Origin of the sequence: Arthrobacter sp. H-02-3 (assembly GCF_003097355.1) — a bacterium.
GTDB classification, from domain to species: domain Bacteria; phylum Actinomycetota; class Actinomycetes; order Actinomycetales; family Micrococcaceae; genus Arthrobacter; species Arthrobacter humicola.
Window position 1 is genome coordinate 78,176 of sequence record NZ_PYUI01000021.1, and the last position, 11,556, is coordinate 89,731.

General features: G+C 66.1%; 13 protein-coding genes. 7 read left to right on the top strand and 6 right to left on the bottom strand.

Annotated elements, in window-relative coordinates; genetic code table 11:
- Positions 1-331: 331 nt before the first annotated feature.
- A complete protein-coding gene (locus tag C9424_RS17405) occupies positions 332-727 on the bottom strand; it encodes a TfoX/Sxy family protein (RefSeq protein ID WP_116768140.1) in 396 nt (131 codons plus the stop codon).
- Positions 728-1,069: 342 nt separating this feature from the next.
- Here C9424_RS17405 and C9424_RS17410 point away from each other — a divergent pair, with 342 nt between their 5' ends.
- Positions 1,070-1,273, top strand: coding sequence for a cold-shock protein (locus tag C9424_RS17410; RefSeq protein WP_011690916.1), 204 nt, complete (start codon positions 1,070-1,072; stop codon positions 1,271-1,273).
- A gap of 94 nt (positions 1,274-1,367) precedes the next feature.
- Here the strand turns inward: C9424_RS17410 and C9424_RS17415 are convergent, their stop codons facing one another.
- Positions 1,368-1,673 (bottom strand): DUF1905 domain-containing protein, encoded by a 306-nt coding sequence (locus C9424_RS17415; RefSeq protein ID WP_116768141.1) that lies wholly within the window; start codon positions 1,671-1,673, stop codon positions 1,368-1,370.
- Positions 1,674-1,689: 16 nt separating this feature from the next.
- On the bottom strand, positions 1,690-3,492 hold the full coding sequence (locus C9424_RS17420; RefSeq protein ID WP_116768142.1) for a BTAD domain-containing putative transcriptional regulator: 1,803 nt from the start codon (positions 3,490-3,492) through the stop codon (positions 1,690-1,692).
- A gap of 212 nt (positions 3,493-3,704) precedes the next feature.
- On the opposite strand from C9424_RS17420, the gene C9424_RS17425 reads away from it, so the two are divergent.
- Positions 3,705-4,538 (top strand): sulfurtransferase, encoded by an 834-nt coding sequence (locus C9424_RS17425; protein ID WP_116768143.1) that lies wholly within the window; start codon positions 3,705-3,707, stop codon positions 4,536-4,538.
- A 206-nt stretch (positions 4,539-4,744) separates the two neighbouring features.
- On the opposite strand, the gene C9424_RS17435 is transcribed toward C9424_RS17425, so the two are convergent.
- Positions 4,745-4,912 carry a PspC domain-containing protein gene (locus tag C9424_RS17435; protein WP_237563535.1) on the bottom strand — a complete coding sequence of 56 codons (168 nt, stop codon included), beginning with the start codon at positions 4,910-4,912 and terminating at the stop codon, positions 4,745-4,747.
- 330 nt (positions 4,913-5,242) lie between these two features.
- Between C9424_RS17435 and C9424_RS21735 the strand changes: the two genes are divergently transcribed.
- The 4 genes from C9424_RS21735 to C9424_RS17450 all read left to right on the top strand — a co-directional run bounded on the left by C9424_RS21735 (position 5,243) and on the right by C9424_RS17450 (position 7,863).
- Positions 5,243-5,416 (top strand): hypothetical protein, encoded by a 174-nt coding sequence (locus C9424_RS21735; protein ID WP_202615913.1) that lies wholly within the window; start codon positions 5,243-5,245, stop codon positions 5,414-5,416.
- Between the two features lie 469 nt (positions 5,417-5,885).
- Entirely contained in the window at positions 5,886-6,317 is a 432-nt protein-coding gene (locus C9424_RS17440; protein WP_116768144.1) for a hypothetical protein, read from the top strand.
- 303 nt (positions 6,318-6,620) lie between these two features.
- The gene (locus C9424_RS17445; protein ID WP_116768145.1) at positions 6,621-7,088 is read left to right on the top strand and encodes a hypothetical protein; all 468 of its coding nucleotides are present in this window, start codon (positions 6,621-6,623) and stop codon (positions 7,086-7,088) included.
- 178 nt (positions 7,089-7,266) lie between these two features.
- Positions 7,267-7,863 (top strand): hypothetical protein, encoded by a 597-nt coding sequence (locus C9424_RS17450; protein WP_116768146.1) that lies wholly within the window; start codon positions 7,267-7,269, stop codon positions 7,861-7,863.
- Positions 7,864-7,914: 51 nt separating this feature from the next.
- Here C9424_RS17450 and C9424_RS17455 read toward each other — a convergent pair whose 3' ends face one another.
- Positions 7,915-8,262, bottom strand: a complete 348-nt coding sequence (locus C9424_RS17455) for a DUF6176 family protein (protein WP_116768147.1) — start codon at positions 8,260-8,262, stop codon at positions 7,915-7,917.
- A gap of 161 nt (positions 8,263-8,423) precedes the next feature.
- Positions 8,424-9,626: a glycosyltransferase gene (locus tag C9424_RS17460; RefSeq protein ID WP_161958247.1), complete on the bottom strand. Its 1,203-nt coding sequence runs from the start codon at positions 9,624-9,626 to the stop codon at positions 8,424-8,426.
- A 147-nt stretch (positions 9,627-9,773) separates the two neighbouring features.
- Here C9424_RS17460 and C9424_RS17465 point away from each other — a divergent pair, with 147 nt between their 5' ends.
- A complete protein-coding gene (locus C9424_RS17465) occupies positions 9,774-11,060 on the top strand; it encodes a plasmid pRiA4b ORF-3 family protein (RefSeq protein ID WP_161958248.1) in 1,287 nt (428 codons plus the stop codon).
- The last annotated feature ends 496 nt before the right edge of the window (positions 11,061-11,556 follow it).

Here is an 11,556-nt window from a genome sequence, read left to right on the forward strand (position 1 = left end):
TTGTGCAGGCGCGGGTGGCGGTTTCCCCAGGCCGCCCTCCGGCGGAAAGTATGTACTGACCAGTAACTTTGGGTCGCGGGAGAGCGACACCACGCGCTGGGCATCGTGTCCGGTCCCGTTGATCCGGCCTATCAGCCCAGCTGCCTCTAGCAGGGAGTGGCGGCAGGGCGGGGGAGCAACGGCCGCCGGGGTTGGGATACTTGCAGCAGCGGGCAACGGCGGCAAGCGGAGTCCTGTTGCTGGGACTGGAGGGACTGCACTGCCGGGAGATGTGCAGCGCGGTCGGCGATGAGGCATTTGGTCAGGTTGCATGGCCGGTTCGCATGTTTGACTAGGCGGTCGCCTCCGGAGCCTTAGGAGCCTTGGGGGATTTCGAAGCCTTCGGGGGCAGCCCGGCCACATGTTCGAATGCTTTCTCCACCCAAGCCCTGGCCCGCGCCTCATCGCCGTCGCCCTCGGCATTCCAGATCTCCGGCAGCCCGGTGTAGCCGCCCATGGGGCGCTCCGGCGGCCCGAACGGAACAGTCCGCTCGGTGCCTTCGAGCATTTCCTTGTCGTCCTCGTCCAGCTTCACGCCGATGGTTGGGCCGAACAGTCCGGCGAACATGTTGCCGTGCACGAACGCCGCGAGGTTCCCGAACATCGGCTTTATGACCACCTCGGGACGATCCGGGAGCACCGAGCGGAAGTGCTCCTTGTCGGTGTCGGACGCTTTCGGCATTTCCATGGGTCTTCCTCCGGTAACTGATAGTCACGGACTGGTCTTCCTGCAGGATATGCCCGCGGCCGGGAACGGTACAGGCAGTCTGCCCGCAGGCGGTCGGGGCCGGCGCCACCCGGGGGCTGCCGCAGACGGCGGCCGCGCAGATGTTGAGAAGATGGGGCTGTGGTAAATCGTGTCCGGAATCTCCTGTACAGTTGATCTTGTTGTTGTGTTTATGCAGTTCGTAGTTCAGGCAGTACGCATGGTCGAAAGTCCATGTTCTTCTGAAGCAGCGGTTTTGAGCACCCCAAACAGGAGGACCCGAAAGTCGGGACAGTTCCTCCACCTTCACGAAGGACAAAAATAATGGCTACTGGTACCGTCAAATGGTTTAACGCTGAAAAGGGCTTCGGCTTCATTTCCCCCGATGACTCCTCACAGGACGTTTTCGCACACTACTCTGCGATCAACTCCTCCGGCTTCCGCTCCCTCGAAGAGAACCAGAAGGTCTCCTTCGAAACCGAGCAGGGCCCCAAGGGTCCCCAGGCCACCAACATCCAGGCTATCTAATTTCCTTAGATACCCGGAACCGTTAGGTTTCTAGCAGGGCCCGTCTTCGGACGGGCCCTGCTTTTTTGTTTAACCCACCCGTGCTGGGTCACGCTCAACTGTCCAACTCCAGTTGAAGTTCGACGTCGACCTCGTCTCCGGCGCGGAGGCCAGCCGCCGTCCTCACGCTCTTCTTGACCGGCAGGAGGTACGAGCCGCTCTTGCTGTCCGGGAAGACCGAGGTAGACCACCGCTGCCCGGCGATGGAAACGGTCACCTTGACCGAACCGAAGGCCTTGCGGAACGGGGCGGCGTCGTCCCGTAGCTCCTCGGCAAGGTCAGTCGGCAGGGTGATGAAGTGCCACCCGGATTCCTCGGGATAGTGCCACAGCTCGCCATGGAACGAATACGACGCGGTCACGTGCCGGCCAACCCCATCACAGCGAGACGCCGTGGCGCCGGTCCAGGAACGCGGTCAGCGCGGGGTTGTCGATCTCCCGGGCCAGCCAGGGCACGGTCTGAGCTGCGGCCTCGTCGCCGAGGACCGCACGGTGCGACTGCGCCCGGACCACGAACTCCCGCATGCCGCTCCGGCTGGCCAGCGCGGCCAGACGCTCCACGAACTCGGCAGCACGCGGCGATCCGGTGGCGATGGCCACTTCCGCCGCGATATCGAGCAGCCGGGCCGAATACCAGAGATACCACGGCGTGGGTTCGAGGCCCCGGTTGATCCAGTGTTCGGCGGCGGCGAGGTCGCCGTGCGCCAGGAACAGCCGGGCCTCGGCGCCCGCCGCCAGGGCCATGTAGCAGTGGTCGCCGGCGAGCTCGGCCATGACCCAGGACCGGTCAATCAGGTCCGCCGCCGCGTCCAGCCGACCCGCGGCAAGGTAGGTTTCGCCCCGGACTCCTGCGACAAACGGCTCGAACGCCGTCCAGTGTTCCCCGGCGACCCAGTCCAGGGCCCTGTCCAAGCACGCGGCCGCCAACTCCAGGTCGCCCCGGATCAGATGCACGCGTCCCAGAAGGGCTTCGCTGAACGCCTGTTGCCGACGGTTCCCGACCTCCCGGGCCAGTCGCCCGGATTCGGTGAAGGCCGTCACTGCGTCCCCGTAGTGCGCGGTGTCCGAGGCCAGCATGCCCTGGATCGCCAAAATCCTCGCCTGCTCGTCCGGGATTCCCTGCGCCGCGCGCATCGCCCGGTCCAGCCAGCCGGCCGCGCGGTCCGGGACGCCGCGCTGCACGGACAAGTAGCCCAGCTCGCGGAAAGCCGTGGCGGCAGTCCGGGAGACGCCGTCGGGCCCCTCCGCTGAGAGCGCGCGGTGCAGGAGATCGGCCACCTCTGCGCCGCGGCCGCCGGCCTGGTGGATCATGGCCCCGGACAGCGTCACCAGGGATTCGGCGAGCAGATGATGATCATCGGTCCGCTGCGCGAGCCCGACGGCGAGCCGCAACTGCTCCAGCCCGCGGTCCACCGAGCCCGCTGAGAGGGATGCCCCGGCGGCGTCGAGGTAGGACCGCACCGTGGCCGCACTGGCCGGCATCCCGGGCTCGGCCACGGGGTCTGCGTCCGCCAGGGCCCGGCGCACCTCCGCGGGCAGCCCGAGTCCGAGCTCCCGCCGGTAGAGGTCCCGGCACTTGTCGGCCTGCTCCCGTGCCCGCCGGTACTCGCCCAGGGAGAGCAGGGCCTTGATCAGCGCGGCGTGGCAGTCGGCGTTGAAGGGGTCCAGGCGCAGCGCGCGGGTGGCGAGGTCGACGGCGTCGTCCGCCTTTCCTGACGACAGCGCGGCGAGCGACGCCTCGTAGAGCAGTGCCAGCACGCAGTTCTCGAGCCGGTGCCGCTGGTCCTCCAGCCACGACTCGAACACGGGGCAGTCCGCGAAGGCGAGACCCTCCAGGAGCTGGCCGTCGAAGGCGCGGGGGTCGGCGTCGCCGGCGGGGTGCAGGGCTGCCAGCACATCGCAGTTCCACCCGGCCGGCAGCAGGAGCCGCAGCGGGTCGCCGCCGACCGATTCCGTGCCAAGGGTCCGCCGCAGCTCGGAGAGGTTCCAGCGCAGGGCGCCGAGGGGGTCCTCGGCGTCGGGGAACAGGAGGGCGGCCGTCCGGGCCCGGCCGGTGCCGTCCGGTTGCAGCGCGAGGTAGGCCAGCACAGCCCAGGCCTTGCGGCCCCGGGGCTGCCGGAGTGGGGTGCCAGCGGACTCGATCCTGGGCGGACCGAGGAGCCGAATCCATGTGTCGGCCATATGAGTCATGCTACGCCGGGGGACTGGCGGCGGGGTGGGGGATTCGGGGGCTTGCTCACGGCCGTTGGAGAAGACCCCGCAGAAACTGGAGGCATCCAACCCGCACTCCGCCCGGGGCGGACAACGTGTGCTGAGATGAGAGCCCGCATCGCAAGTGTTCAAAATGTGAGACCTATTGTCTTGAATCGTGGACGTCATGATTACCATGGGCCATGGAATCGACTCAGGCAACCCGTGGCTTCCCTCCCGTCTTCGTTGACGCGATGTGGCTTCGGGCGAACCTCGGCAACGTAGTCGTGGTCGACGTGCGCTGGTATCTCGACGGTTCGTCCGGGCGGACACAGTACGACGGCGGCCACATCCCGGGCGCTGTGTTCGTCGACCTCGACGCGTGGCTGTCCGGCGACACCGGGCCGCACGGACTCAATCCGCTGCCGGATCCCGCAGTGTTCGCGCAAGGAATGTCCTCGCTTGGCATCGGCGACGACTCGACGGTCGTCGCCTACGACGACGCCGGCGGAGTCATCGCAGCACGGCTCGTGTGGATGCTGCGAGCACTCGGAAAGCGCGCGGCCCTGCTCGACGGCGGAATCGCCGCGTGGGCGGACCCGCTCGAGAAGAATCCGACACATCCCTTCCCGGCGACATTCACCGCTGCCGACTGGCCCGCAGAACACCTGGTGCAGGCCGGGGACCTCGACAGGTGGCACGGGGCGATCGTCGACGCGCGCAACACGGATCGCTTCGACGGCAGCCTTCAGCTACCCACCGATCCTCAGGCAGGGCACATCCCAGGGGCCGTGAATGTGCCCTGCCGGGAGAACCTCGACCAGCACGGGCGCCTGCGCCCCATCCCGGAAGTGCGCGAGGCGTTCGCGCGCGCCGGGATCCGAGACGGTTCCACCGTCGTCTCCTACTGCGGATCAGGCATCACGGCATGCCACAACCTGCTGACCCTTGAACACGCAGGCCTCGGCCAAGGCCGGCTCTACGCCGGCGGCTGGTCCGAATACGCCGCAGACCCCCAACGCACCGCAGAGCGATGAAGCAACTTTTCGTCTGAAGTGGCCAGCGTCCGGCGGCTCCCGCGGGTCGATGGTCGTCACGATCACGGCTGCGTTGGAGCAGACGGAACACGAAATCAAACGCGAACGCGTCACCGACTCCATGCCCGACGGCGGGAAGCCGGCAACGCCGCCGGACTCCCGCCGTTGGGCTGGTGTCCGCGGCGGGCTGTCCTGACAAGTGGCCCCTATTTTGCTTTCGGGATGAGGATCCACAACGCGATATAGACCAGCTCGCCGACGCCGAAAAAGCCGAAGAACACGAAACCGAGGCGGACCAGCGTCACGGAGATGCCGAAGCGTTGAGCAACAGCTGCGCAGACTCCCGCGAGGATCTTGCGGTTCCTTGGCCTCATTAGAGATCGTTCCATCCAGCCAAGGTAGCAGTGTGGCCACACCAGCGGAACAGTCTCCACTTCGGGCAGGCAGGACATAGCGACGTCGGCGTCTTCGCGGGACCGGACCCAGGCCGGAGCCAAAACGGGCGCGAAACCCCTCACACGCTGGCTCACACGGTGGCCGCGGAAACTGGACATGTCCCCCCAAGGGACCGGAAATAAAGGGTCCGGAAACCCGACCACAACTCCAGCCCTCACCGCACCGATTACCCCGGAATCCGGCCCCAGCAACCAGTTTCATCACTCGTCCCAACAACCAGCTTTATCAATCGCCCGAGGTGTTTTTCCATGGAATTTGCCGCCATCCTGCTCGTTGGACTCATGGTCTACGCAGCCGTCGCCACCATCGTCGCGGTCGTCCGCGACGGCCGGGGCCACACCCCGCCCGTGCGGTCCATCAGCCCCTGGACGGCGGGTAACCTGCCCAGCGAACCGTACGCGTCGCTGCGGTCACTGCGCTGACCGAACCCCAGCAGCCGCACGCCACTAACCGCGCGGACAAGGCCCCCATCTCCAACGCTGGAGGCGGGGGTCGTTCGCCGTCGTCGCGCGGTTCTTGGTTTGGCACCGGCGGAAGCCGCCGATAACCCGGTAACCCGGTGGTTCGGGCAGCCGGGCAGCCCGGCAAGTCCCATGGAGACCGCCCGCGGCGTCGGCGAGCGGGTCCCATCCCCAACGGGTGTAGGCCGGCGTGAGGGGTGTAGCGTACGCTGACCTCGGCTGATAGGCGTCGGGGGAGAGATAAATGTCAAGACGACATCTTTGCGGGGCAGCAGTGGTGGCTTTGGGAATCGCCTTGGCCGGATGCTCTGGATTCACACAACCCGGTCCAGTCATCACTTCGCCCACCCCGCGGGCGGCAACCCCTGCACCGAGCCCGCCGTCGAGCACGCCCATTGCCCGCGACAGCACCTTGAAGGGAAACAGCGCGATGAGCGTAACCGTGGCGCCTGACATCTTCGATCAGCAGGGAGAGAAGTACGAGGAAGGACTGGGCGACGGATGGGAAACGTCACCGGCGTTCCTCGTCGTGTCCGACGACCAGGACAAGGCTGCCAGGGCGCTGTATGCCGCGGCAGGGCGCTTCTATTCTGTGGATCAGGACGGCAATGAACTCACTCGCGCCGAAATGACTGGCGAATACCCCCAGTACACGCCGAACTACGTCTCCGACGTCTATCTGACCGATCAGGGCCCCATGATTTGGACTGACACCAAAGGCGAGCTCACGAAAGGCATGGCGGAGGAAATGCTGCGCATCCTTGTGGCCGAACTCCGTGCCCAGGGGATCACGGCCCAGATCACCGCCCCGCCGGCTGACCTCCCTCTCGACGAGCAGCGAATATGGCGGCCTCCCGTATAGGCCCCAAATGCCGTGGAAGGCGACATTAAGGCGCTCAAGCGCGAAAGGGACGGGCCCACGGCGACTGCCGACGCCGGCAGTCCGGGCGCGCGGGCAGGGCCGACGTCGGCGGTCCAGTGTCTAGACACCCGCAGTGACGCGGGAGCATCCTAAACGTGTGCGCGTTTCGGGTGGAGAGCGGCAACGGGGCGGGGAGTTGCCGCCCCGGCTGGGGGATTCCGGGGGAGCGGTCGGGCCGCTGGCGGTCGGGTTCCCCTTTCCGGGCGTGCGGACACGATCGGCGAGGGAAGCTGGTACCAGATCATGGACGAAACATCCGATACGCGGCAAAGGCTGTCCTCCCGCATCGACGAGAAGCAGCAGGCCCTCCGTTCCTATCTCAGCAAGGAAAGACCCCGGCGCACCCGGCTGGCCAATATCAGCATCGTCGGCAGCGCACTAGCCGCGGCGCTCACGGCCGGCCCCGCCTTCGGTGGCACGGGGTTCACCGAATCGGTGGCGGCAATCTTCAACCTGAGCGACGACTCGCTGGTGTGGCGCGTGCTGTGCCTGTTCGCGGTGATCTTTTCCGTTGCCGCGGCGCTGGCCACAAATTTTGCCACGTCCCGTTCGCTGGCAGACCGCGTGAGCGCGGCCGAGACCTGCAGCGCCCAGTTGGAGGGGCTGCAGGTCGCGTTGAACTTCGGCCACATTGAGATCGACGAAGCCGTCAAGCTCTACCAGCAATACTCGACGCAGGTGGCCTTCGTGGAGGGACTGCCTGCGGGGTGAGGCTTTCTTCGCCCGGCTCCTCTTTGGGCTTCTGTCGCGGCTTCTTGCGCCGCTTACTACAGCCGAACAACGTCGGGTTCGAGCCGTCGAGTAGGCCAGGAGTTGTCGTTGCTACCCAGTTCCTGTCATCAGTCGTTAAGGCGGCGTAGAGTCCTCGCAAGGAACAGCGGCGTGGTCGATGACCGATGGGGGCCTGGAGCTGATGAAATGGACTATGAGCCGGGTGCTGACCCGACCGGCCTTCTGGGTGGCCACTGCGGGGCAGTTCGTCGTGGCGACCCAGATTTGCGTCGCCGTTCAAGTCGCCCTGGCACCTGAAACATCATTCCGGGATCAGCTGTGGCCGTCCGCGGCGACCTTTGCGGTCCTGGTCACGGCATCCACTCTCTTTGCGCCGCTGCTCGAGAGAGCCGTCCTCAAGGACGACCATAGGCTCAGCGACGAGCAGAACGCCTCGTTGGAACTGGCGTTGCGCACGGGTGTGCTTCCTCTCGCCAGCCTCTTTGCCGACTGGGCTCCTGCGCTTGACAGATGGCGGCGGAACCTGGTGTTTGGCCGCTGGATAGCGCCGATATTGATGGCGGGTCTCGTCGCGCTAAATGTCCATGACGCACTCATTGACCCGGACGGCCTCTGGTTTTACTGGATCAGTGCGGCGTCGTACGTGGTCTTGACGGTCGCGGGCGAAGTCGTCGGGCGGCGGAGAATTCGGGGTATTCGGGCCCTTGAGGATCAGATGAGGGAGCTCCGAGGAAGAGTTCCCAGTCCCTGCTAGTCAAGTCCCGAAGGAGTCCCGGCGGGTTTGGCTAGTTTGAAGGCTTGCCGCTCAGTCCGCCTTGTAGTTGAACGTCAGCTGGGCCGGGGGAGGGCCCTGCAGCATCTCCGGTGTCAGGCCGTGAAGTTCCACGAGTTGCTCCCGGAACCACACGTCGTAGGGATCGTCCGACGTCGAAAGGGCCCGGAACGCCTTCTCCAAATCCTCGGCCTCGTGGAACAGGCAGACGAAGTCCCCTTGTGGGGTCTGCATGAGGCTGGCAACCTCGCGGGTCATGCCCATGCGCTCGCGCGAGCGTTTGTGTTCTTCGGCCCGGGCCCCGCTCATCTCGGCGTCGAGTGCTTTCCACGCCTCCAGTTTCCCGGGCAGGATCGGCGCGAACCACGTTATGCATTCCATGACAAATGTCCTTCCACGCAACGGTTTCAGCACGGTGGCAATCCCATCGGTGCAGCTGGAATCTTAGTCCTGCGGCCGACGGCGGGACAGAGGTCGCGGGAAGCTCCACCGCTTGTGCCGGCAGGCTCAGCCGCTTGGAGCGGCAGGCTCACGCCCCGCGCTCAACCAGCCAGGTCGGCGAGGATCTGCGCACCGGCCCTGGCCCCGGCGGCCCTGCGGAGGCGGTCGCCGATATACGCCGCTGCCTTGCGGTGACTCTCGGACGCCAACAGGGCCGCGAGGGCGGCGCCGATCTGTTCCGGCGACGATGTGCGGTTCAGCAAGACGCCGGCGCCTGCCGTACTGATGGCCTTACCCACCATGTGCTGGTCCATCATCGGGTGCATCGGCACGACCAGGACCGGCAGGCCGTGGGCCAGCGCGCGCATGGATGTGGCGTGGCCGCCATGGCAAATGACCGCACTGCAGCCCGGCATGATCCGGTTGTGGTCGACGTAGCGGTGCACCGCGGCGTTTCTGGGCGCGGACAGGCTCGCCGGATCCACCGCGGCGCCGGTGGTCACGATCAGTTCCACCGGCAGCCCGGCCGCCCCGTCCAGGATCTTTTGCAGCACCTCCTGCTGCCCTGGAAACGCCATGCTGCTCAGGCTCACCAGGACCCGCGGGGGCCCGGGAGGCGGTCCGGCAGTCGAGACCCCTGACGACGGCGCCGCGGACGGGGGCGGTGCGGGAACCAGTTGCTCGGCAGACGTCGTCCCGGCACGGGCCACGATGACGTCGTCTACTACGGCCCCGGACCACGCCACCTTGTCCGGGTGGCTCTCCCAGGAGACCCTGTCCCAGGAGCCGGCCGGATCCAGGAGCGGGTCCGCGCAGACCAGTACCCGTTCCGCATGCCGCATCACGCGGCGCGGAGGCAGCCCCTTCAGCGTGAGCGCGGCGCCCATGGGGGCGTGCCGGAACGGTCCGTCGAAGAATGCGAAGAAGCTGTGGACCAGCACCACGTGCCGCAGCCCGGCTTTGGCGGCGGCATCGATCGCGCCCAGGAGCAGGCAGTCGATGACGACGACGTCAGGCGGCTCGCGTCGCGCCTCCGCTACGAGGTCGCGGCCGATGCCGGCGTCGCTGAACGAGGAAAGCATGGCCGCGAACTGCCGGTGCGCCGGGGCCGGCACGGCGAGATCCAGTGGGGCCGCGTGCCGGTAGGGGATGAATGCCGCGCCGGTGGCCTCCACCGCCGTCGCCTGCTGCGCGTGCCCGAGGAAGCGGACCCGGTGTCCTTGCCGCAGCAGTTCGCGGCCGATGCCCAGAGGGGGAGGGAGGTTGCCGCCGGCGTCGAGCGTGGCGAAGAGGAAACTGGACATAATTTCCTCCTCAAGCCTCAACCCGCGTTGCCCCAGATCGTGCATCGCACCGGTACTGCTGAATGCTAGTCGTTCGGGCGTGACCGGGACACGTGACGTGGCGGGACACAGGCTTCCGGGACACAGGTCTCTGGCACAATGGCCAGCATGCACACTGCGGGGCCCGCCCTTCCCAACACAGTTCCCAGCACAGTCCCGGCCGTCGATCTGCGCATCAGCATCGAGGGCACCGAGCCCGAGATTTGGCGGCGTCTCCTCCTCCCGGAAACGCTCACCGTCCCGCAGTTCCACGAGGCAATCCAGTGCGCCTTCGGGTGGCAGGACCGCCACCTCTACGGCATCCGCTGCTCCGACCGCAACGGCGAGCCCCGAGTGATCGTTGGCCCCGACGAAGCAGCTGAGGACGTTGACGCGGAGCCGGCGTCCGGCGTCGTCCTCTTCGAACTGATCGACGCCCAAGGGACCGGTCCCGGTCAGTTCGAGTACGAATACGACTTTGGCGACACCTGGATTCACAAGGTGGAGCTTGTGGGGTCCGGGCTGTCTCCGGAGGGGACGATCACGTGTGTGGACGGCGCTAACCGCGGGCCGGTGGAGGACTCCGGCGGCCCCGGCGGCTACCGGCGGCTGGCGGAGGTGCTCGCGAACGAGAAGCACCCGGAGTTTTACGACGCCGCAACCTGGTTTTCGGAGGTCACAGGCGAATGGGCCTCGAAGTTCAACGTCGGTGCCTTTGACCTCGACGCCGTCAACCGGAAGCTCGGGCGGCTCAGCCTCCAGCTATGGCCGCGGCCCGTCACTCCGGCAGAGCGTGACGCCGTGCTCCGCCCCATCATGTGGTTCCTGGAGAACACCGCGGGCGAGGGGCTGGAACTGACGAAGGATGGTTACCTGAAGCCGGCGATGGTCCGTCGCACGCTGGATGAGCTCGGCTGGCACGACGAAATCATGGGCAAGGGAAACCGCGAACTCAACGCCAAGGACGTGCTCAACCTCCGACTGCACCTGCTGGACTGGAAGCTGTTGCACAAGCGCAATGGCAGGCTGGTGCTGGCGCCCTTGGGCAAGATCGGCCTGGACGAGCCGGACGAGCTCTGGGACTACATGGTGGGGACGATCGGAGCTCCGCAGAACGACGCCTTGAAACTCATGACCCGGCTTGCGGCGCACTGGTTGGTGCAGGGATTCGCCCCGTCCTACAGCCTGCGCGACAAAGTCATTCTCAGTGCCCTCGAGGCCTCCGGCTTCGTCAACCGCTCGGGGGATCCGATCCCGGAGCAGTGGGCCTGGGACATTGACCGCACGGTGCGCGAGACCCTGGACTGCCTCCAGCTCACGGTCCCCGCGCCGCGCTTCCTTCTTAGGGAGAAAGAACTGACCGACGGCGGCCTGAAATTCCTGCTCCAGGTGCAGGCGCTGCTGGGGGACCGGTAGCCGTGTGACCCACTCCACAGAAGCCCGACGCCGGCCCGCTGCCGTTTGGGCGCGGCTGCGGCGGCCGGATTCCGCGTGGATCCGGGGAATATGCCGCCAGGGGACACCTTCGCAGGCCGATTTGTGCAGGGTCCTCTCGGCGTGTAAAGTAATTCGAGTCGCCGCCGCTGATGCGGAAAGAGAGCGACCGACCCCCTTCTAAACAGCCTGAAAATGGTTCGCAATTAGCGTGCCAAATAAGGGTGGGGACCTTTTCGAGAGAATGTAGATCGCAGAAATGCGAATTTGCAAACACTCCCGAGATCGGGTAAGTTTGAAAAGTTGCTCCGGAGCGATCCGCGACTGTTTGTTGGTTGTGGTGGTGCCGGGTGTGTCTGTTGTTTGAGAACTCAATAGTGTGCCAAGTTTGTTGATACCAATTTATTGTATTGAATTGGTTGAATGTGCCGGGCCCGCCACCCCGTGGTGTGGTCTGGTGTTTTTGGCTGGTTTCAAA